The sequence below is a fragment of the Paraburkholderia caballeronis genome, from assembly GCF_900104845.1.
Lineage (GTDB): Bacteria > Pseudomonadota > Gammaproteobacteria > Burkholderiales > Burkholderiaceae > Paraburkholderia > Paraburkholderia caballeronis.
On sequence record NZ_FNSR01000001.1, the window covers coordinates 2,701,699 to 2,721,585 of the forward strand.

A 19,887-nucleotide genomic window follows, 5' to 3' on the forward strand; every position below is an offset into this window, starting at 1 on the left:
GATGGCGAAGACTTCTCGACACGCTGGGGTCTCGTGGAACACCGCTATGTCCAAATGGGCCGCGCAAGTTCGCTTCAGGCGGGATCTTCACCACTTGGGATTCTTCGAGAATGAAGAAGAGGCTCATCGGGTTGTAGTCCGCTTCAAGGTAGACAACAAGATCGTCAAGGCGGATGGCTCGCGGCCTAGCGTTCTTGAGGCTTTCCGATACGACGACGGCCGTCTTGTCTGCCAATACAACCTGATGAAGCACTCCGTTGGCGACATTGTCGGGTATGTCGAGCCTGAGACCGGCTATGTGCAGATCGGGTACGGATCGCAGTCATACCGAGCCCATCGCCTTGTGTGGCAAATGATGGTCGGTCCGATTCCAGCCGGCAATGAGATTGACCATATCAATGGGGACAAGGCCGACAACCGAATTGAGAACTTGCGCATCGTGTCGCGGGCAGAGAACGCAAAGAATCTCAGTTTGCAGACTCGGAACAAGACGGGCGTTCCCGGGGTTGCTTTCATCAACAACCATTACCGGGTGACGATCGGATCGGAATATCTCGGCTACTTCGATTCTCTCGACGAAGCGGTCCAGATTCGCAAATCCGCCGAAGCCAGACTCGGCTATCACGCAAACCATGGACGGACGAAATGATTGAACGCATCACCCACGACCTTGTTCAGGGGTCTCCCGAATGGATGGAGTTCCGCCTGAAACACTTCGGCGCGAGCGAAGCCGCAGCAATGCTTGGCCTCTCGACGAAGGTCAAGCGCAACGAACTGCTGCACATGAAGTACACCGGCACGCCGAAGGAGTTCAGCGATTGGGTGCAGGAGCACATCCTCGACAAGGGGCACGAAGTCGAAGCTCTCGCGCGTCCGATCGTGGAAGAGATGCTCGGCGAGGACCTCTATCCGATGGTCTTTTCCCTCGGCCGGATGTCTGCGTCGTGCGACGGCCTGACGATGATTGAGGACACCGCCTGGGAAAACAAGCAGTTCAACCAGAGCCTGTACGCGTCGATCGAGAACGGCGTACTGCCGGAAGAGCACATGCCGCAGGCGCAACAGGTGCTGTTCGTGACCGGCGCCAAGCGACTGATCTTCACGTGCTCGGACGGCACCGAATCCGGCACGGTCTGGATGGAAGTGCTTCCGGACGCGATGTGGTTCGATCGCCTGTGTGCCGGCTGGGCACAGTTCGAAAAGGATCTCGCGACCTACGAACCGCGTGAGATTAAAGAGAAGCCGCAGGCAGAAGCGATCATGGGCCTGCCGACACTTGCCGTCCAGATCAAGGGCGAAGTGGTCGCGAGCAACCTGCCGCGCTTCCGTGCGGCGGCCGAGACGTTCATCGCGAACATCAAAACCGACCTCCAGACCGACGAGGATTTCGCGAACGCCGAAGAGACGGTGAAGTTCTGCGAAAAAGCCGAAAAGGAACTGGAGGTCGCGAAGAACGCTGCGATCGCTCAGACAGCCAGCATCGACGATCTGATGCGCACCCTCGACCATATCAAGGCGCAGTTGCGAGACAAGCGCCTTGGCCTCGACAAGTTGGTCAAGAAGCGGAAGGACGAGATCAAGACCGAGATCGTGCAGGACGGCCGTAAGGCGTACGCGGCGCACGTCGACGCACTGAACGCGGAACTCGGTGCCGTGAAGCTCGACATCGCCGCGCCGGACTTCATCACTGCGGCCAAGAACAAGCGCACGCTCGCGAGCCTGCACGAGGCGATCGACACCGCAGTTGCGAACGGCAAAATCGCCGCCGATGCCGCCGCGAAGGACCTGCGCGCGAAACTGCAATGGTTCGCCGCGCACGATGAGCACGCGTTCCTGTTCCGCGATCTGCAAACGCTTATCCAAAAGCCAGCCGACGATTTCCAACTCGTCGTGACGTCGCGCATCGCCGAGCACAAGCGGCAAGAGGCCGAGAAAGAAGATCGTCGCAAAGCCGCCGAAGCAGCGGAAGCACAACGCGTAGCTGCCGCCGCCGAAGCGGCAAAGCAGGTACAGGCGGAAGCCCCGGCCGTCGAGACGTCCAGCAAGCCCGCAGAAGAGTCGGTGGCCGCCACGCTCGCCCCGACCGCCCGCGACGGCGCAAAGGCTGCCAGCGCTCCCGCGCGCCGCATTCCGCGCCCGACTGCCGCAGACATCCTCGACGTCCTCGCCGAGCACTACGGCGCGACGCTGCAACAGGTCGCCGCCCTCCTGTCGACGATGGACTTCAAGGCCGAACTCGCGCGCTTCGAAGCGACCGCCTAAACCCCCTTCACACAAGGAATCTGCGTCATGTCCGAGTTTCGATTCTTCAAAATCAAGATGAAGGTCACCAGCGTGAATGTTCGACAGGAGTTGCACGGCGACGAGCATCGCCTCGCGATGGACATCGGTCTGGAGTTCAACCAGTCGAACCGCTCGCTCGACAAACTCGACGGCCGGCTCGTCCAGACCTTCTACTGGAAGAATCCGGCCGGCGCGCAGCAGGAAGACCTCGAAGGCGTCGAGCGCGTCACCGATTACCCGAATCTCCGCTTCGAGCACCTCGCGATGCCGGTGAAGTGGCTGGAGGAGTTCTCCGAGGGTGCGTTCCGTATCCACCACGGTGACGATGGCGCGAACGACATCGTTATGCGCGACGTCGACATCAACAACATCCGCTTCTCGGCGAAGGAAGGCGGCACTACGACGTACAGTGTGCGCATCCAGTGTCATCCCGATGAAGCGGATGTGGCGCGCGTCTGCACGGTTCTCCAGAGCGAGGTCACCGGCACGATCGATTCCGATCCCGACGATGAAGAGCCGGATACGGCGCCGCTAACGGCTAAAGAGCCGACGAAGTCCAACGCGCCGAGACGGGGCAAGAAGAGCCAGCAGGACGCCTTCGACGCTCAGCGAGTGCAGGACATCAAGAACGCGATGACGTCCCTCGACGCGTCGCAATGACCGAACGCTCTGCCGCCAGCCACGGTGTAGCGGGATGCCCCCTCCCGTACGGATCCCGGTAAGCGCTGAGCGGTAGAGCCTCATTCAAGAACGAGTGAACCTATGACCACGCAAGACGCTATCTGGAAAGCGCTGACGCGGCTCGAACACGCCGATCTGTCCAGCGTCGACCGCGAACTGCTCCGACCTGCGTTCGCCGCCATGCACGGCGCTCAGGCCATCCGTATCCCCGATCGCGTCGTCGCGCGCATCCGGCATCTGGATGCGACGCAGCCGCGCGAGTGAGAAGTCCCGTGGCGCAGCTGCCCGAGGCTGCGTCGCGTGTGTTTGGCCGCGCCTGTATGGGCGGTCCTTTTTCGCAGTCCTTTTGGAGATTGAAATGCAAAACCAGTTTCGCCAAGGTGATGTCCTCATCGAGCGCGTCGACGCGCTGCCCGATGCGCCGCTGACTGAAGTTCTCGCCGATGGCCGCGTCGTGCTGGCATATGGTGAAGTTACCGGCCACGCGCACGCGATCTATCCGGAAGCGGGTGTGCTGCCCGCAAAGCTGTGGGATGCGGACGCCGAACGCTTCCTGCAAGTGATGGAGCGCACGTCGATCCGGCACGAAGAGCATGGCGCGATCCCGCTCGAGCCCGGCATCTACCGTGTCTCCAAGTTCGGTGCAGGCACGCAGCGCGAATACAGCCCCGAGGAAATCCGCAGCGTCGCCGACTGATCGGCGCTCGACCCGACACCCCACCACCACGAGGCAATCATGTCCAAAATCGAAAAATTGACCGATGCACAGCGCGCGCGGTTCGGCGAATGGGTCGAGCGGTACATCCAGATCGGCCTGAGCACGGAACCGGCCGATTTCGACCGTGCGAACGCTGCGGCGCTGCGTGCGTACGAAAACGTCAACCTCAAAAAACCGATGATCGTCCTGCGTGTCGGTTCGCCATATGCGTGCGCGGTTGGCGGCGCGCTGGCTTTCTGGATGCTGCAGCAGTTGAAGTCGGCGAAGCCGACGAGCGTGGCTCAGGTCGGGGATCAGGTCGGGGATCAGGTCCGGGCTCAGGTCGGGGATCAGGTCGGGGATCAGGTCGGGGCTCAGGTCGGGGATCAGGTCGGGGATCAGGTCGGGGCTCAGGTCGGGGATCAGGTCGGGGCTCAGGTCTGGGATCAGGTCGGGGATCAGGTCGGGGCTCAGGTCCGGGCTCAGGTCCGGGCTCAGGTCCGGGATCAGGTCGGGGCTCAGGTCCGGGCTCAGGTCCGGGATCAGGTCGGGGCTCAGGTCTGGGATCAGGTCCGGGCTCAGGTCCGGGCTCAGGTCCGGGATCAGGTCGGGGCTCAGGTCTGGGATCAGGTCGGGGCTCAGGTCGGGGATCAGGTCGGGGATCAGGTCTGGGCTCAGGTCGGGGATCAGGTCCGGGCTCAGGTCCGGGCTCAGGTCGGGGATCAGGTCGGGGCTCAGGTCTGGGATCAGGTCGGGGCTCAGGTCGGGGATCAGGTCGGGGATCAGGTCCGGGATCAGGTCTGGGATCAGGTCGGGGCTCAGGTCTGGGATCAGGTCGGGGATCAGGTCTGGGCTCAGGTCGGGGATCAGGTCTGGGCTCAGGTCCGGGATCAGGTCGGGGCGCTCGCGCGCGATGGCCTCTACAACCAGTTCGGCGGCTCGATTTACGACGCCGAGTGGTGCGCCTTCGTCACGTTCATGCGCGACGTCGTCGGCGTGAAGGTTGATGCGAAGTTCAACGTCCACGACGAGCTGCACAAATCCTGTGGCTGGGTGTGGTGGCACCAGAACATCCTCGCGATCTCCGACCGGCCGGCCGTCATCAATCGTGATGCGCGAGGTCGCCTTCATTGCGAGAGCGGCCCGTCGATCGCCTATCGGGACGACTGGAAGCTCTACCACGTGCACGGCGTGCTGGTGCCAGCCGACATCATCGAGGATCCGACTTCAATCACCGTCCAGCGTATCGAAGCCGAAACGAACGCCGAAGTGCGGCGCGTGATGATCGAGCGGTACGACACGGCGCGCTACCTGCTCGACTCCGGTGCGCGCCAGCTGCAACGCGACGACTACGGCGTGCTGTACCGGAAGGAATTACCCGATGATGAGCCGCTCGTGATGGTGCGCGTGCTCAATAGCACGCCGGAGCCCGATGGCGAACTCACGCGCGAACAGGCGGCCGAGGCGTTCGGCGAAGCGGCGGTGCAATCGCGACTCGACACGATGCGCACGATCGGCATGCGCATCGACGTTGAGCCGCGGTTCAAAACGTATTTCCTTCGCGTGCCGCCCGATACGCGTAGTGCGCACGCCGGCGTTGCGTGGAGCTTCGGTAAGACGCCGGAGACCTATCGCCCGGTCATCGAGAGCTGATCATGTCGAAGTTCGGGGAATGGAAACACGACGATCTGTCTCATGATCTTGCCGCCCACCTGCGCGGCATGACTGATCGCCGCGTCTGGGTCGATATGCAACTGGGGCCGGTCGGCAGCACACGGCCCGATGTGTACACGATACCGTGCAGCTTCACGCGTTTTACGCCGCTCGCATACGAGTGCAAGGTGTCGCGCTCCGACTTCCTGCAGGACGTCACGAAGGGCAAGTATCTCGACTATCTGCAGTTCGCGAGCGGCGTGATATTCGCGGCGCCCGCGAACATTCTCCGAAAAGACGACATTCCACGCGGCGCTGGTTTGATGGTTCGGCATGCAGACCGCTGGAATGTGATCAAGGCTCCGACGCTGGCGAAATGCCCAGAGTTGCCGCGACAACTTTGGCTGAAGTTGCTGATGGACGGCGAGCGGCGCGACCATGAACGCGAGGCATACATGCTGAATGCGGGTCGGCGTGATCTGAACGAATGGGCTGCGGCGGCCAAACTGCGAGAGAAGTTTGGCGACGTAGTAGCCGCCGCAGTTCAGGATCACCTCAATCGCACCACAAATCGCCTCTCCACGCTTCGCGCGCAATACGACGCGGAGATCGAGCGTATGGAGCGCCGCATTCGCGACGTCCAGGCGCGGCGCGATACCGAGTTGAAATCGCTCGACAGCATCGCCAGTCAGTCGATTGCGAAACTCGCTGCTGTGGTGGGTGCCGACGCGAATCCCGAAAACACCTACGACATGCGCGAACGCCTCAACGCCATGATCGCACTCGCACAGGCTGATACGACTGTGCGCGAGTTGCGCAGCATTGTTCGATCGATGGCTGGCGCATTTCGGCGTTTCGCGGAACTCGAATCGGCATTTGATGAGCATGCCGACGAAGAGGTGCTGTGATGCAGGTCGCGAACTCCTATTTCGGGCTGCTACGGCAGGCGAGCGCCAGCCATCACGACCGCGCGATGCTCGCGAACGTCGTGCGCGACCGCGGCCGCGCTGTCGATGCGGCGTTCACGAAGACCTATCGAGGTAGCGCGTGACGGCTTATTACAACGAGATCGACCCGTACTGCGCACAGTGGCTGCGCAGCCTGATCGCCGCCGGTCATATCAATGGCGGCGACGTTGACGAAAGGAGCATTGAAATGCCAGCACCGAGGAAGGATTACACAAGAGCGGTTGACCTTTATAAAGCCGGTCTTTCGCTTGCCGACGTAGCCGAACAGTTTTCGGTGACTCGTCAGGCGATGCACAAGATCCTCGCGCGCCGCGGCGTTGAAATGCGACAGCCTAATCTGCAGCCGGTAGTTGAATGGCGTGGACGAAAGTTTACGCGTCGAGAAAACGGCTATTACGCAGAAACAACTGGTGATCGCGAATATCTGCATCGTGCGATGTGGACTGAAGCGCACGGCCCGATTCCAGAAGGTTATGAGGTTCATCACAGGAATGGCGACAAGGAAATCAACGAGCTTGGAAATTTCGAGTTGCTCAGCAGCGTAGAGCATGGGAAAGCGCACGGTTTCGCTGGAAATCAATACGTTCCGTCAACAGGCAAGAGGCCGGTTAAATGCGAGCTTTCTACAACGAAATAGACGCGTACTGTTGCGACTGGCTGAGTAATTTGATGGATGCCGGACATATCACTCCAGGCGTCATTTGCGATAAATCTATTGAGGACGTGTTTCCAGATGAGCTACGAGGATTCGACCGCTGTCACTTCTTCGCCGGGATCGGCGTTTGGGACTACGCGCTCAACCTGGCCGGATGGGGAGAGAGACCTGTTTGGACCGGTAGTGCGCCGTGCCAACCTTTCAGCGCGGCAGGCAAAGGACTTGGGTTTGCTGACGAGCGGCACCTTTGGCCGGCGTGGCACCACCTCATCAGCGAGTGCCGCCCTCCAGTTATCTTTGGCGAGCAGGTTGCGAGCAAAGACGTCGATCCTTGGATCGACCTTGTTTTCGATGACCTGGAAGCCATGGAATACGCCTGCGCAGCGAACCCTTTCCCGTCTGCGGGCCTCGGTGCGCCGCACATCCGAGACCGTACTTTCTTCGTGGCCCACGCCCACGATGCGCGATCACAAGGACGGCACGGAGTGCGCGAACGTTCCATTGAACGCATTGCTCGGACGAGTGGTGTGGCTGGCATCGTGGCCGACGCCTCAATCACGGGAAGGGGACGGCCGCGGCGCGACGCCACAAACAGCGCTGAAACGGTTCGCCAAGGGCAAGCGCAATCTGGACGATGCGGCACAACTAGCGGCGTGGCAAACGCCAACGTCGATCGACAGCCGGCGCGGGGATTATCAGTACGACCAAGGGCGGAAAGACAGGATGCGCTTCTCGAATCAGGGCGTAATGCGGACCGCCTTCCCGGCCCGACTAACGGCTTCTGGCGAGTTGCTGATTGGCTCCTCTGCCGGGATGGAAAGTGGCGGCCAGTTGAACCCGGCACATTCCCGCTGGCTCATGGGGCTCCCGCCCGAGTGGGACGACTGCGCGCCTACGGCAACGCCATCAACGCGGAAGCGGCGGCAGCGTTCATCGCAGCAGCCGACGAAGCCCTGACCGCCTGACTACCGCATAGAGGAACCACCATGGACAAGAAATACGGCGGCTACACCGCCGCAGAACTGCGCGAGTTCATCGAGCACAGCGAGAACAACGGCGAGGGCATCGACGCGATCACCGGAGACGACGACTGCACGAGCGCGACGGTCATCCGTGACCTGCTCAAGGAAGTTGATACCCTGCGCGAGGCCGCGAAAGGCGCTGCGGTAATCGCCAACACGGCCGGTGCGGAAATCCGCGATCTACGCGCCGCGCTCTCCGCTCCCGCAGAGGCGACGCAAGCTGTAGCGGCGACGGAAGGCTGGAAGCAAGGCGTTGAGGCTGTGGCGAAGTTGCTCGACAAAAAGGCCGACGACTACGCGCAGCAGTACGGCCACGACGACATGGGATCGCTGTCGTTCGGTTCCGGCGCGCACGCCGCCGCAAAGCGCGACTACCATTGGTCGCTGATCGAACTGGCCGAGGAAGTGCGCGCCATGCTCGCCGCCGCTCCGCAGGCTCCAGTAGCAGATGCTGCGCGGGCCGAGCCGGTCTGTGATTGCGGCGTTCAATGTCGCGATTACGGGCAGAACACTTGCCGCTATCACACGGAAGACGTGCCGCGCGCGGTCAACGCCCCCGCCTGCTGCGCCGGAGCGTCGGGCGCCGAACGCGCAGCGCTAAAGCGCGCGATGGATTTGCTCGACGCAAAGCTCGGCGATACAGACCCGAACATTGAAGGGATGACGCAGGAAGAAGTCGAAAATACGTATCCTGTCCTCGCTGCAATGCAACTCCTATCGAGGCTGTATACCGCAGCCCATCCCGTCGCCGACGCTGCGGTAGCGCCGTCGATGGCGAAGGACGACGATTTCGTGCTGGTCGAGCGCAGCCTCTTGGGGGCGGCCTGTTCGGCAATCGACAAGAAGCGCGATGCGCCCGTTGTGCTCGCCAAGCTCCGACAAGTTGCCATGTCGCATGCCGCCCCTTCGCCTACCGTCGCAGCAGATGCGGCAGCGCATAGCCTGACCGTAGAGGACGTGGAGCGCCAATATCGGGACGGTGTACATATCGGTAGCGGCCTGCCGCGCGCGACGTGCCCCTGTGGTTTCTGCATGACGCATCGACACGGCTTCAATCAGGGTGACTCCGCCCCTACGGCCCCCCACGCCGCCGATACAGGAGCGTCAAGCAGCGTGGAAAGGCTTTTCGCCATCCAGCGCGGATTTGCTGCGCTCGCAGATGCTGCCGCGCAGCCCGACGAGCGCGCGGCGTTCGAGCAGTTGAATGGGCGGTGGCAGTCGATGACGCCGTTCGATGTGTTCTGCGCTGGCTGGCAAGCCCGCGCCACCGCACCGCAAGCCACGGTGATGGGCAATGGATGCAAGCCCGGGGGTTGCAGCGCCATCGGGTGTGATGGCGGCCACTACTGCTTTCCGCGCGCAGCAGTAGCGCAAGCCGGTGCGACTCAGTGGGCCGCGCTCACAGACGAGGATCGGCAGGCTGCGTTCGAATCGCTTCCCGACATGCTCGAAGGTTTCATGAAGAAGTGGGGATGGCTGAACTTCGCAAAGGAGATCGAGCGGCGATGCAGGGCGAAAAATGCTCGTCCGGCAGAACTGACAAGAAGTGTGACGCTGACGAAAGAGCAACTTCGGGCCATCCACGATTGCGCCGACCGGCTCGAAGGCTGCATTTCCTACGGACAGAGCAGTTTCGATTCTCCGCCGGAGCCGCAGAGCCAATGGGACTATGAGTCCATGCAGGTTGTGATGGAGGTGCGCACCATTCTCGCCGCCCATCCCTCTACCGGAGAGGGTGAGCCGCGAGAGAACGTCCAGCACCCCGAGTCCGAGCCGCGCCAGCCCTACGAATGGCGCGACACCGGGCCGCTCGAAACGGGAGGCGACCATGCCGATCAAGCCTGAGAACCGTGGCCGCTATCCGGCGAACTGGGGCGAGATCCGGGCACGCATCCTCGCGCGAGCCGGAAACTGCTGCGAGCAGTGCCGCGTCGCCAATGGTGACCTGATCGTCCGCGGCATCGACAAAGACGCCGGCACCTTCCAGCGCTTCGAGGGCGACGGTGAAGTCTATGCGGCCGACGACGGCCGGCTGCTCGGACGTTGCAGGGCATCCGAATACTGCGGCAACCGCTGGACGCGCGTCGTGCTGACGATCGCCCATCTCGACCACGTACCCGAGCACTGTGACGACGGCAATCTGAAGGCGTTATGCCAGCGGTGCCATCTCGCATACGACGCCGAGCACCACGCTGCCACTGCGCGTGAGACGCGTCGGTCGCGCAAGGCTATCGGCGACCTGTTCGCAGGGCCGCTCGAAACAGGAGAGGCGGGATGACCCGACAACTGAAAGAAGCGCTTCCCGACGGCGAATACTGGGCCACATGCCGCGAGCGGAACGAAATCGCCGCGGCCCTGAACGGACACAGCAAAGTCTTTCCGCAGGCACGTGTGATCGTCAAAGACGGTTGGGCGAGCTTCTATCGCGATGGCGTTGAAGTGTGGGCATGCAATCCGGTGTATGCGAAGTCGAACTTCATCATTCAGGCGTAGAAAGACCATGACTGACAAAGAAATCGATGCAGTGGTTGCGGCTCTCCGAAATATGGCAGAACAATCGCAACGTCTAACGCAAACCGATGTGCACGTTGTCGGAAGCGTCGAACTGAAGGCGATCGACGCTATCGCTGCGCTGCGCGCTCGAATCACCGATCTTCAGCAGGATGCGGCGCGGTATCGCGTTTTGCGAAAACCCGGCGCTCCTGAAAACGGAACTGTTTTCGCATGCGTCTACGTCCATGCGCCCGGAACAATTCCGAGTCAGAAGGTCGTGGTGAATGAGGAACTTGATCGCGCGTGCGATGCCGCCATCGACGCCATCGGAGCAAAGTAGCATGAGCACCCGCACCCTTCTAGAAATCAATCACGACTTCCTGCACAACCTGCGACGGCATCCCGAGATTCTTGGAGAAATCATGGCCGAGTTGGTCGGGAGCGTACATGGTGCGGCGCTCAACGAGGCGAATAGCCGTGGCCATGCGCTTGACCTCGGACACGGCGTGCGGCTCGTGTTGCAGCGGCACCACTCAAATGACGCGAGCGTCAAGACAGAATACGCCGAGGTGAGACTGTGAACGAATCCCCCATCCTCTTCAGCGGACCGATGATCCGCGCGATCCTCGACGGCCGCAAGACGCAGACGCGCCGCGTCGAACTGAATGCGGCGCTTGCCGCGGCTGAACGGGAGCTAACGCCATGAAAGCCATTCGCATCAAGCAGGTGATCGAGAAAGTCAGCCTGAGTCAGTCGACGATCTACAAGATGATCGCCGAGGGCGGCTTTCCGAAACCCTTCCAGCTCGCGCCGAACCGGGTGGGCTGGCTCGAGGAGGATATCGACGCGTGGCTGGCGGTCAAGGCCGGACGGAAGGCGGAATCGGAGGATTTGCGGGTCGCAGAATCGGCGCCGGCATAAACAGGGGTGAGAACTGGGGTCGGCCGCAAATCCGCGTGGGGGATTCAAACCCAGCAAGGCTTTGCGGCCTGCGTCGGTCGTCCCGTCTCTCCGCCAGAAAAAAGAAGTCCCGCAAGCTTGTCGCTTCGCGGGACTTTTCATTTTCAGGCAAGCCGCGTACCCCTCACGGATGCCGAATATAATCCACCAGCGCGACCATATACCGGTCCGGCTTCCGGTCCGCGAGACTCACCGCGATCGCCGCCAGGAACCCCGCCGGCACCCCGAACACGCCTGAACTGATCGGCTCGATCCCGAACCACCGCCGCCCTTCGAACCCGGTCAACTGCGTGAAGAACGGATACGTCGAAACGATGTAGTACACGCAGACTCCCAGCCCCGCGACCATCCCCGCCACCGCGCCGAGCCGCGTCGTGCGCTTCCAGAACACGCCGAGCACCAGCACCGGAAACAGGCTCGACGCCGCCAGCGAAAACGCCGCGCCGACCAGGAACAGGATGTTCCCCGCGTTCAGCGACGCCACCCACGACGCGAACAGCGCAACCCCGAGCAGCAGGATCTTCGAGATCGTCACGCGCCGCTGGCTCGACGCCTTCGGATCGACCATGTGGTAATACACGTCGTGCGACAGCACGTTCGAGATCGTCAGCAGCAGTCCGTCCGCGGTCGACAGCGCCGCCGCCAGCGCCCCCGACGCAATCAGCCCCGACATCACGTACGGCAGCCCGGCAATCTCCGGCGCGGCGAGCACGACCATGTCCGGCTGCATCTGGATGTCGCTCCAGCGCACGAGGCCGTCGCCGTTCACGTCCGCGATGCTGATCAGGTACGGCTCGATGCGCCGCCACTGCATCACCCAGTGCGGCAGGTCGTCGAACCGCTGGCCGACGAGATGCGCAAGGATCTCGTACTTCATCAGCACCGCGAGCACCGGCACGGTCAGATAAAACAGCGCGACGAAAAACAGCGTCCACCCGACGGAGCGCCGCGCGGACGCCACCGATGTCGTCGTGTTGTAGCGCGTCAGGATGTGCGGCAGGCTCGCGGTGCCGAGCGACAGGCACAGCAGCAGCGACAGGAAGTTGCGCAGGTGGATGCGCCGCGCGTCCGCGCTGTCGTCCGGAAACGGCTCGTGCATCGGCACGGGCGGCGACGCGCGTTCGAGCAGGTCGTCGCGCTGCTGCGTCCACGCGGCCCGCGCGGCTTCGGCGTCGCGCGGAAAGGCGGCCAGTTGCCGCTCGACGGAATCGATGTCGCGCAGCGGCCCGTTGCGCCGTCTCAGGTCCACGAGCGTATCGGCAAGCCGCGTCTTCTCTTCGACATACGACTGCGGCAGCGTATCGAGCTTCGTCTGCCACGCGGCCGCGCGGCGCCGGTAGGCGTCGCGCACGTCGTGTTCGGCGGGCGCGTCGCGCACGGTGCGCTCCAGCGTCTCGACCCGCTGCATCAGATGCCCGTAGTTCAGTTGCGGCAGCCAGCCCAAACCGTCGCGATGCGCGATCAGCGACACAGGGATCAGCATCGCGGCGATCAGGATGATGTACTGCGCGACCTGGGTCCACGTGACCGCGCGCATCCCGCCGAGGAACGAGCACACGAGAATGCCGGCGAGTCCGCAGAAGATGCCGATCGCGAAGTCCACGCCGATGAAGCGCATCGCGATCAGCCCGACGCCCTGGATCTGCGCGACGAGGTACACGAACGAGCAGATGATCGTCGCGAGCACGGCGAGCGCGCGCACGAGGTTGCTCGAAAAGCGCGTGCCGAGAAAATCGGCGATCGTGTAGCGCGCGAGCTTGCGCACGTAAGGCGCGAGCAGGAACGCGACGAGGCAGTAGCCGCCGGTCCAGCCCATCAGGTACGCGAGTCCGTCGTAGCCGCTCGCGTACAGCGAGCCGGCGAGGCCGATGAACGACGCGGCGGACAGCCAGTCGGCGGCGGTCGCCATGCCGTTGAACACGGACGGCACGCGCCGTCCGGCAACGTAGTATTCGACGAGGTCGGACGTGCGCGACAGCAGCCCGATCACCGCATAAACGGCGATCGGCACGAACAGGAACACGTAGCCGATCCACATGCCCGGCCCGGTCTTCAGTTCGATGCGCCACATCACGAACACGAACGCGAGGAAGCCGAGCGCATAAAACGCATACGAGCGGATCAGCCGATGCGCAAGCCTCATCGCTGCTGTGCCTGGCGGACGGCGTGGTCGGCGTCGAGCGCGGCCTGCAGCACGCGGTCGGCGCGCTGCATCAGCACGATATAGAGGGCGACGAGCGCGACGTACACGAGAATCGCCCCCTGCGCGCCGATGTAGAACGGCAGCCGGAAGCCGCCGAAACGCACGTCGCCGAGCCGGTGCGCGACGAGCGGCACGACAAACGACACGACGAAGCCGATCGTCATCAGCACGGCGATCAGCACGAGATTGAAGCGCCAGTAGCGCCGATGCGCGAGCGCCATCGCGTCGCTCACGAGCGGCGGCTCGGGCAGGGGATGGGGATTCTGGTCGGGGGATGCGTGCGGCGCGGCCATGCGCCTGTTTAACAAAAACGCGTGGGGCCGGCAATCAGGATTGTCACTGCGGGGATGGCCGCCGCGAAAAATATCGCGGCGGCGGCCTGCATTGCGCGGCTCTGCGCGGCGCGAAGCCGCGCAGAGCCTCAACCGTTACAGCGATTCGCCGAGCTGGTCGAGGATCGCCGGGTTCTCCAGCGTCGACACGTCCTGGGTGATCGCCTCGCCCTTCGCGAGCGAGCGCAAGAGGCGGCGCATGATCTTGCCGGAGCGCGTCTTCGGCAGGTTCTCGCCGAAGCGGATGTCCTTCGGCTTCGCGATCGGCCCGATCTCCTTGCCGACCCACGCGCGCAGTTCGTTCGCGAGCTTCACCGCGTCGTCGCCGACCGGCCGCGCGCTCTTCAGCACGACGAACGCGACGACGGCCTCGCCGGTCGTGTCGTCCGGGCGGCCGACCACCGCGGCCTCCGCGACGATCGGATTCGAGACCAGCGCCGACTCGATCTCCATCGTGCCGAGCCGGTGACCCGACACGTTCAGCACGTCGTCGATGCGGCCCATGATCGTGAAGTAGCCGGTCTCCTTGTCGCGCACGCTGCCGTCGCCGGCGAGGTACAGCTTGCCGCCGAGTTCGTCCGGGAAATAGCTCTTGCGATAGCGGTCCGGGTCGCCCCACACGGTGCGGATCATCGACGGCCACGGCCGCTTCACGACGAGGATGCCGCCCTGCCCGTTCGGCACGTCCTGGCCGGTCTCGTCGACGATCGCGGCCATGATGCCCGGCAGCGGCAGCGTGCACGAACCCGGCACCAGCGGCGTCGCGCCCGGCAGCGGCGTGATCATGTGGCCGCCGGTTTCGGTCTGCCACCACGTGTCGACGATCGGGCAGCGCGAACCGCCGACCTGCTCGTAATACCAGATCCACGCTTCCGGATTGATCGGCTCGCCGACGGTGCCGATGATCCGCAGCGACGACAGGTCGTAGCTCTTCGGATGCACCTTCGGGTCCGCGTCGGACACCTTGATCAGCGAGCGGATCGCGGTCGGCGCGGTGTAGAACAGCGTGACCTTGTGCTTCGCGATCATGGCCCAGAAGCGCCCCGCGTCCGGATACGTCGGCACGCCCTCGAACACGACCTGGGTCGCGCCGATCGTCAGCGGGCCATACGCGATGTAGCTGTGGCCGGTGATCCAGCCGATGTCGGCGGTACACCAGAACACGTCGTCCGGCTTCCAGTCGAACGTCCACTTCATCGTCTGCGCGGTCCACAGCAGGTAGCCGCCGGTGCTGTGCTGCACGCCCTTCGGCTTGCCGGTCGAGCCGGACGTGTACAGGATGAAGAGCGGATGCTCGGCGCCGACCCATTCGGGCGCGCAGGTCGCGGACTCCGCCTCGGCCGCTTCGTGCATCCACACGTCGCGCCCTTCGGTCCAGCCGACCTTGCCGCCGGTGCGGCGATAGATGAACGCGGTGTGCACCGCTTCGCAGCCGCCCATGGACAACGCTTCATCCGCGATGCTCTTCAGCGGCAGCGCCTTGCCGCCGCGCATCTGCTCGTCGGCGGTAATGAGCGCGACCGCGCCGACGTCGACGATCCGCTCGTGCAGCGACTTTGACGAGAAGCCGCCGAACACGACCGAGTGCGTCGCGCCGATCCGCGCGCACGCCTGCATCGCAACGATCCCCTCGATCGACATCGGCAGGTAGATCACGACGCGGTCGCCCTTCTTCACGCCGCGTTTCTTCAGCGCGTTCGCGAAGCGCGACACGCGCGCGAGCAGGTCTTCATACGTGACCTTCGTAACGGTGCCGTCGTCGGCCTCGAAGATCACCGCGACGCGCGCGCCGTTGCCGGCCTCGACGTGGCGGTCGAGGCTGTTGTACGACGCGTTCAGCCGGCCGTCCTCGAACCACGTGTAGAACGGCGCGTTCGATTCGTCGAGCACCTTCGTGAACGGTTGCTGCCAGCTCAGCGTTTCGCGCGCGAGCCGCGCCCAGAAACCTTCGTAATCGCGCTCCGCTTCGGCGGCGAGCGCGCGGTAAGCGTCCATGCCGGACACGGTGGCACCCGCCACGACCTGCTCGGACGGCGCGAATACGCGGCGTTCCTGAAGAACCGATTCAATCGCAGACATCGACAACCCCTTGGTGAAGATGAAACGTAAAACGTGCAGGCCGCGCTGGCAGCGCGCTGTCTCCCGGGTGCCGCCGAGGCCGGCGGCACTTCTGTTCTCGAACGCCGGGCCGTGCGGCGGGCGCAGCGGGGCGGCGTTCGGCATGGCGCGCGTTGCGGCGATGCAGCATGCGCGCGGGACGCAGCATGTCCCTGTCACGAAGAGTAAGCGTAGCAACTTACCGGCCACTTACGCGCGCGAACTGGCCCGAACTGGCCAATACGAGCCGGCGCGCGGTGGCAAGCAGATAAGCGGACATTTAGAATGCTAACTGAACTCAGCGTCCGGATTCCAGCTTGAATCGCCATTCCCTGTTACTCATTGCGTCGATGCTGCTCGTCGGCAGCAACGTCGGCATCGGCAAGTCGATCGTCGCCTTCCTCCCCGTCCCGCTCTTCGCCTTGTTGCGCTTCGTGATCGCGCTCGCGGTGCTGTGGCCGCTGTTCCGGATCGCGAAGATGCGGCGCGTGAAGCGCGGCGAATGGATCAACCTGTTCCTGCAGGCGCTGTTCGGCACCTTCGGGTTTACGCTGCTGATGCTCGGCGGCGTGCATCGCACGAGCGCGGTCGCGGCCGGCGTGATCACGAGCACGATTCCGGCGATCGTCGCGCTGTTCTCGTGGCTCTTCCTGCGCGAGCGGCCGGATGCGCGCGCGTTCGCGTCGATCGGCCTCGCGATCGCCGGCATCGCGGTCATCAACGTCGCTCATGCGGACAACGCGGCGGACACGGCGGCCGGCGCGGCCGGTTCGCTCGTCGGCAACCTGATGGTGCTCGGCGCGGTCTGCTGCGAATCGCTGTACGTGATCCTGTCGCGCCGGCTCACGCAGACGCTCGCGCCGATCGACATCTGCGCCTACACGCATCTGTTCGGCTTCCTGCTGATGCTGCCGGTCGGGTTGCCCGCCGCACTGTCGTTCGATTATTCGACAGTGCCGGCCGGCGTCTGGGGGTTGGCGCTGTGGTACGGCCTGTCGGCGAGCATCTTCTCGTTCTGGCTGTGGATGAAGGGCATCCGCCACGTGCCGGGCAGCGTCGCGGGCGTGTTCACCGCGGTGCTGCCGGTCGCGGCCGCGCTGTACGGGATCGCATTCCTCGGCGAGCGGCCGACGCCCGCGCACGGCATCGCGCTCGCGTGCGTGCTCGGCGGCATCGCGCTCGCGAGCCTGCGGACGAAGCGGGTGCCGCCGGTCGCGTCGTGACGGAGCCTCTGCCGCGGGCATCGTCCGCCGCGCTGCCGTTCGGCGCGGACAACGCTGCCCGCGTCGCGACGGAACCGCCGGCTGACGCTGTACAATAGCGCGCGCCCGGTTCGTGCCGGCGCGCACGGCGCGCCGCAACCCCACGCGAGCCGGACCGAGCGCCGGGAACCGGGCGCAGGCGCGGACCGCGCCGCGACCGCCGGCGACGCCCTGCCCGACCCTGTCATCAGATGCCTATGACCGCTGCACGCCCTCCCTCCGCCGGCCCGGCACGCCGCCGGCTGCGACCGCTGCCCGCCGTGATCTTCATGAGCCGCTGGCTGCAGGTGCCGCTGTATCTCGGGCTGATCATCGCGCAGATCGTCTACTGCGTGCTGTTCGTGAAGGAGGTCTGGCACCTCGTCACGCATTCGCTGACGCTCGACGAAACCAACATCATGCTCGCGGTGCTGAGCCTGATCGACGTCGTGATGATCTCGAACCTGCTCATCATGGTGATCGTCGGCGGCTACGAGACGTTCGTGTCGCGGCTCGGCGTCGAAGGCCATCCGGACGAGCCGGAATGGCTCGATCACGTGAACGCGGGCGTGCTGAAGGTGAAGCTCGCGATGGCGCTGATCAGCATCTCGTCGATCCATCTGCTGAAGACCTTCATCAACCCGGATCAGCAGACGACGCACACGATCGTGTGGCAGGTGAGCATCCACGGCGCGTTCCTCCTGTCGGCGCTGGTGATGGCGGTGATCGACCGCCTGACCACGCATACGCATCCCGAGCATTACCACGACCTCGCCGCGCGGCATCCCGCGCCGGACTCGCCCGTCCCGCACGAGTGAGCCGCGCGCGCGGCCGACAAAAACAGAATCCAGTCCCCACTGAAGCCAAGCCATGACCGTCATTAAACAGGAAGACCTGATCCAGAGCATCGCGGATTCGCTGCAGTACATCAGCTACTACCATCCGCTCGACTACATCCAGGCGCTCGGCCGCGCATACGAACTCGAACAGAGTCCGGCGGCGAAGGACGCGATCGCGCAGATCCTCACGAACAGCCGCATGTGCGCGGAAGGCAAGCGCCCGATCTGCCAGGACACCGGCATCGTCACGGTGTTCGTGAAGGTCGGCATGGACGTGCGTTGGGACGGCGCGACGATGGGCGTCACCGACATGATCAACGAAGGCGTGCGCCGCGGTTATACGCATCCGGACAACGTGCTGCGCGCGTCGATCGTGAGCCCGCCCGAAGGCGCGCGCAAGAACACGAAGGACAACACGCCGGCCGTGATCCACTACGAGATCGTGCCGGGCGACAAGATCGACGTGCAGGTCGCCGCGAAGGGCGGCGGCTCGGAGAACAAGTCGAAGTTCGCGATGCTGAACCCGTCCGACTCGATCGTCGACTGGATCCTGAAGACCGTGCCGACGATGGGCGCGGGCTGGTGCCCGCCGGGCATGCTCGGCATCGGCATCGGCGGCACCGCCGAAAAGGCGATGCTGATGGCGAAGGAATCGCTGATGGACCCGATCGACATCCAGGAGATCATTGCGCGCGGTCCCAGCGACTGGATCGAGGAACTGCGCGTCGAACTGCACGAGAAGGTCAACGCGCTCGGCATCGGCGCGCAGGGTCTCGGCGGCCTCGCAACCGTGCTCGACGTGAAGATCATGGCCGCGCCGACGCACGCGGCATCGAAGCCGATCGCAATCATCCCGAACTGCGCGGCCACGCGCCACGCGCACTTCGTGCTCGACGGCTCGGGTCCGGCGAAACTCGAAGCGCCGTCGCTCGATGCATGGCCGAAGGTGCAGTGGGAGCCGAACACCGAAACCAGCAAGCGTGTCGACCTGAATACGCTGACGCCGGAAGAAGTCGCCGCGTGGAAGCCGGGCCAGACGCTGCTGCTGTCGGGCAAGATGCTGACCGGCCGCGACGCCGCGCACAAGCGCATCGCGGACATGCTCGCGAAGGGCGAGAAGCTGCCGGTGGACTTCACGAACCGCGTGATCTATTACGTCGGCCCGGTCGATCCGGTGCGCGACGAAGTCGTCGGTCCGGCCGGCCCGACCACCGCGACGCGGATGGACAAGTTCACCGAAACGATGCTCGCGCAAACGGGCCTCATTTCGATGATCGGCAAGGCCGAGCGCGGCCCGGTCGCGATCGAGGCGATCCGCAGGCACAAGGCCGCCTACCTGATGGCGGTCGGCGGTGCGGCGTACCTCGTGTCGAAGGCGATCCGCGGCGCGAAGGTGCTCGCGTTCGAAGACCTCGGCATGGAAGCGATCTACGAGTTCGATGTGCAGGACATGCCGGTGACGGTCGCGGTCGATTCGACGGGCACGTCGGTGCATCAGACCGGCCCGAAGGAATGGCAGGCGAAGATCGGCAAGATCCCGGTCGCGACGGCCTGATTCGGTTCGCCACGCGATGAAGAGCCGGGGCTGCCGCCCCGGCTTTTTTGTTTTCGACGCAGCGTGTCGCACGGGCCGTGATGCGACATTGCGCGCACCGCAGAGGCCGCCTGCGACGGTGACTGAGACTGAGTCTTATCACGCCCCGGCAACCTTGGCTTTTGCGGGCGCAGCGTTTATTGTTGGAAACCAGAACTCCGCCCCACAA

The 19,887-nt window shown here is 64.0% G+C and carries 22 protein-coding genes; 19 read left to right on the top strand and 3 right to left on the bottom strand.

The features are described 5' to 3' along the window. Position 1 precedes the first annotated feature (1 nt). The 16 genes from BLV92_RS12040 to BLV92_RS12100 all read left to right on the top strand — a co-directional run bounded on the left by BLV92_RS12040 (position 2) and on the right by BLV92_RS12100 (position 11,373). Positions 2-649, top strand: a complete 648-nt coding sequence (locus tag BLV92_RS12040) for an HNH endonuclease signature motif containing protein (RefSeq protein WP_090545167.1) — start codon at positions 2-4, stop codon at positions 647-649. Continuing rightward, positions 646-2,262 (top strand): YqaJ viral recombinase family protein, encoded by a 1,617-nt coding sequence (locus tag BLV92_RS12045; RefSeq protein WP_090545169.1) that lies wholly within the window; start codon positions 646-648, stop codon positions 2,260-2,262. The genes BLV92_RS12040 and BLV92_RS12045 overlap by 4 nt, the downstream gene beginning before the upstream one ends. A 27-nt stretch (positions 2,263-2,289) precedes the next feature. Continuing rightward, positions 2,290-2,943, top strand: a complete 654-nt coding sequence (locus BLV92_RS12050) for a hypothetical protein (protein ID WP_090545171.1) — start codon at positions 2,290-2,292, stop codon at positions 2,941-2,943. Positions 2,944-3,045: 102 nt separating this feature from the next. Then, positions 3,046-3,228 (top strand): hypothetical protein, encoded by a 183-nt coding sequence (locus tag BLV92_RS12055; RefSeq protein ID WP_090545173.1) that lies wholly within the window; start codon positions 3,046-3,048, stop codon positions 3,226-3,228. 94 nt (positions 3,229-3,322) lie between these two features. After that, on the top strand, positions 3,323-3,661 hold the full coding sequence (locus BLV92_RS12060) for a hypothetical protein (protein WP_090545175.1): 339 nt from the start codon (positions 3,323-3,325) through the stop codon (positions 3,659-3,661). Positions 3,662-3,700: 39 nt separating this feature from the next. Continuing rightward, entirely contained in the window at positions 3,701-5,314 is a 1,614-nt protein-coding gene (locus tag BLV92_RS32030) for a DUF6745 domain-containing protein (RefSeq protein ID WP_167627033.1), read from the top strand. A 2-nt stretch (positions 5,315-5,316) separates the two neighbouring features. Further along, complete coding sequence (locus tag BLV92_RS12070; protein ID WP_090545177.1) at positions 5,317-6,222, top strand: hypothetical protein; 906 nt, start codon at positions 5,317-5,319, stop codon at positions 6,220-6,222. Then, a complete protein-coding gene (locus tag BLV92_RS31525) occupies positions 6,222-6,365 on the top strand; it encodes a hypothetical protein (RefSeq protein WP_373681873.1) in 144 nt (47 codons plus the stop codon). Before BLV92_RS12070 ends, BLV92_RS31525 begins: the two co-directional genes overlap by 1 nt. Further along, positions 6,362-6,919 carry an HNH endonuclease gene (locus tag BLV92_RS12075; protein WP_090545179.1) on the top strand — a complete coding sequence of 186 codons (558 nt, stop codon included), beginning with the start codon at positions 6,362-6,364 and terminating at the stop codon, positions 6,917-6,919. Before BLV92_RS31525 ends, BLV92_RS12075 begins: the two co-directional genes overlap by 4 nt. Then, positions 6,895-7,902 (top strand): DNA cytosine methyltransferase, encoded by a 1,008-nt coding sequence (locus BLV92_RS12080; protein ID WP_090545181.1) that lies wholly within the window; start codon positions 6,895-6,897, stop codon positions 7,900-7,902. The genes BLV92_RS12075 and BLV92_RS12080 overlap by 25 nt, the downstream gene beginning before the upstream one ends. Positions 7,903-7,923: 21 nt before the next feature. Further along, complete coding sequence (locus BLV92_RS12085) at positions 7,924-9,804, top strand: hypothetical protein (RefSeq protein WP_090545183.1); 1,881 nt, start codon at positions 7,924-7,926, stop codon at positions 9,802-9,804. Beyond that, positions 9,788-10,237, top strand: coding sequence for a hypothetical protein (locus BLV92_RS12090; protein ID WP_090545185.1), 450 nt, complete (start codon positions 9,788-9,790; stop codon positions 10,235-10,237). The genes BLV92_RS12085 and BLV92_RS12090 overlap by 17 nt, the downstream gene beginning before the upstream one ends. Beyond that, the gene (locus BLV92_RS12095) at positions 10,234-10,452 is read left to right on the top strand and encodes a hypothetical protein (protein WP_090545187.1); all 219 of its coding nucleotides are present in this window, start codon (positions 10,234-10,236) and stop codon (positions 10,450-10,452) included. The genes BLV92_RS12090 and BLV92_RS12095 overlap by 4 nt, the downstream gene beginning before the upstream one ends. Positions 10,453-10,459: 7 nt before the next feature. Then, positions 10,460-10,792, top strand: coding sequence for a hypothetical protein (locus BLV92_RS31530; RefSeq protein ID WP_143040678.1), 333 nt, complete (start codon positions 10,460-10,462; stop codon positions 10,790-10,792). Between the two features lies 1 nt (position 10,793). After that, entirely contained in the window at positions 10,794-11,033 is a 240-nt protein-coding gene (locus BLV92_RS31535) for a hypothetical protein (RefSeq protein WP_110332664.1), read from the top strand. Positions 11,034-11,154: 121 nt separating this feature from the next. Then, complete coding sequence (locus BLV92_RS12100) at positions 11,155-11,373, top strand: AlpA family transcriptional regulator (protein ID WP_090545189.1); 219 nt, start codon at positions 11,155-11,157, stop codon at positions 11,371-11,373. 163 nt (positions 11,374-11,536) lie between these two features. On the opposite strand, the gene BLV92_RS12105 is transcribed toward BLV92_RS12100, so the two are convergent. The 3 genes from BLV92_RS12105 to acs form a co-directional block, all read right to left on the bottom strand. Beyond that, positions 11,537-13,555 carry a sodium:solute symporter family protein gene (locus tag BLV92_RS12105; protein ID WP_090545192.1) on the bottom strand — a complete coding sequence of 673 codons (2,019 nt, stop codon included), beginning with the start codon at positions 13,553-13,555 and terminating at the stop codon, positions 11,537-11,539. Next, positions 13,552-13,848 carry a DUF4212 domain-containing protein gene (locus BLV92_RS12110; RefSeq protein ID WP_373864007.1) on the bottom strand — a complete coding sequence of 99 codons (297 nt, stop codon included), beginning with the start codon at positions 13,846-13,848 and terminating at the stop codon, positions 13,552-13,554. Before BLV92_RS12110 ends, BLV92_RS12105 begins: the two co-directional genes overlap by 4 nt. Before the next feature lie 195 nt (positions 13,849-14,043). After that, a complete protein-coding gene (gene acs / locus BLV92_RS12115) occupies positions 14,044-16,026 on the bottom strand; it encodes an acetate--CoA ligase (RefSeq protein ID WP_090547028.1) in 1,983 nt (660 codons plus the stop codon). Positions 16,027-16,361: 335 nt separating this feature from the next. Between acs and BLV92_RS12120 the strand changes: the two genes are divergently transcribed. From BLV92_RS12120 to BLV92_RS12130, 3 genes are all read left to right on the top strand, one after another. Further along, positions 16,362-17,267, top strand: a complete 906-nt coding sequence (locus BLV92_RS12120) for a DMT family transporter (RefSeq protein WP_090545196.1) — start codon at positions 16,362-16,364, stop codon at positions 17,265-17,267. A gap of 236 nt (positions 17,268-17,503) precedes the next feature. Further along, positions 17,504-18,103, top strand: coding sequence for a TIGR00645 family protein (locus BLV92_RS12125; protein WP_090545198.1), 600 nt, complete (start codon positions 17,504-17,506; stop codon positions 18,101-18,103). Positions 18,104-18,155: 52 nt separating this feature from the next. Beyond that, a complete protein-coding gene (locus tag BLV92_RS12130; protein WP_090545200.1) occupies positions 18,156-19,679 on the top strand; it encodes a fumarate hydratase in 1,524 nt (507 codons plus the stop codon). Positions 19,680-19,887 lie beyond the last annotated feature (208 nt).

Coding starts and splice junctions, on each gene's coding strand:
- BLV92_RS12040 (WP_090545167.1), top strand. CDS start 2: ATGGCGAAGACTTCTCGACACGCTGGGGTCTCGTGGAACACCGCTATG.
- BLV92_RS12045 (WP_090545169.1), top strand. CDS start 646: ATGATTGAACGCATCACCCACGACCTTGTTCAGGGGTCTCCCGAATGG.
- BLV92_RS12050 (WP_090545171.1), top strand. CDS start 2,290: ATGTCCGAGTTTCGATTCTTCAAAATCAAGATGAAGGTCACCAGCGTG.
- BLV92_RS12055 (WP_090545173.1), top strand. CDS start 3,046: ATGACCACGCAAGACGCTATCTGGAAAGCGCTGACGCGGCTCGAACAC.
- BLV92_RS12060 (WP_090545175.1), top strand. CDS start 3,323: ATGCAAAACCAGTTTCGCCAAGGTGATGTCCTCATCGAGCGCGTCGAC.
- BLV92_RS32030 (WP_167627033.1), top strand. CDS start 3,701: ATGTCCAAAATCGAAAAATTGACCGATGCACAGCGCGCGCGGTTCGGC.
- BLV92_RS12070 (WP_090545177.1), top strand. CDS start 5,317: ATGTCGAAGTTCGGGGAATGGAAACACGACGATCTGTCTCATGATCTT.
- BLV92_RS31525 (WP_373681873.1), top strand. CDS start 6,222: ATGCAGGTCGCGAACTCCTATTTCGGGCTGCTACGGCAGGCGAGCGCC.
- BLV92_RS12080 (WP_090545181.1), top strand. CDS start 6,895: ATGCGAGCTTTCTACAACGAAATAGACGCGTACTGTTGCGACTGGCTG.
- BLV92_RS12085 (WP_090545183.1), top strand. CDS start 7,924: ATGGACAAGAAATACGGCGGCTACACCGCCGCAGAACTGCGCGAGTTC.
- BLV92_RS12090 (WP_090545185.1), top strand. CDS start 9,788: ATGCCGATCAAGCCTGAGAACCGTGGCCGCTATCCGGCGAACTGGGGC.
- BLV92_RS12095 (WP_090545187.1), top strand. CDS start 10,234: ATGACCCGACAACTGAAAGAAGCGCTTCCCGACGGCGAATACTGGGCC.
- BLV92_RS31530 (WP_143040678.1), top strand. CDS start 10,460: ATGACTGACAAAGAAATCGATGCAGTGGTTGCGGCTCTCCGAAATATG.
- BLV92_RS31535 (WP_110332664.1), top strand. CDS start 10,794: ATGAGCACCCGCACCCTTCTAGAAATCAATCACGACTTCCTGCACAAC.
- BLV92_RS12100 (WP_090545189.1), top strand. CDS start 11,155: ATGAAAGCCATTCGCATCAAGCAGGTGATCGAGAAAGTCAGCCTGAGT.
- BLV92_RS12105 (WP_090545192.1), bottom strand. CDS start 13,555: ATGAGGCTTGCGCATCGGCTGATCCGCTCGTATGCGTTTTATGCGCTC.
- acs (WP_090547028.1), bottom strand. CDS start 16,026: ATGTCTGCGATTGAATCGGTTCTTCAGGAACGCCGCGTATTCGCGCCG.
- BLV92_RS12125 (WP_090545198.1), top strand. CDS start 17,504: ATGACCGCTGCACGCCCTCCCTCCGCCGGCCCGGCACGCCGCCGGCTG.
- BLV92_RS12130 (WP_090545200.1), top strand. CDS start 18,156: ATGACCGTCATTAAACAGGAAGACCTGATCCAGAGCATCGCGGATTCG.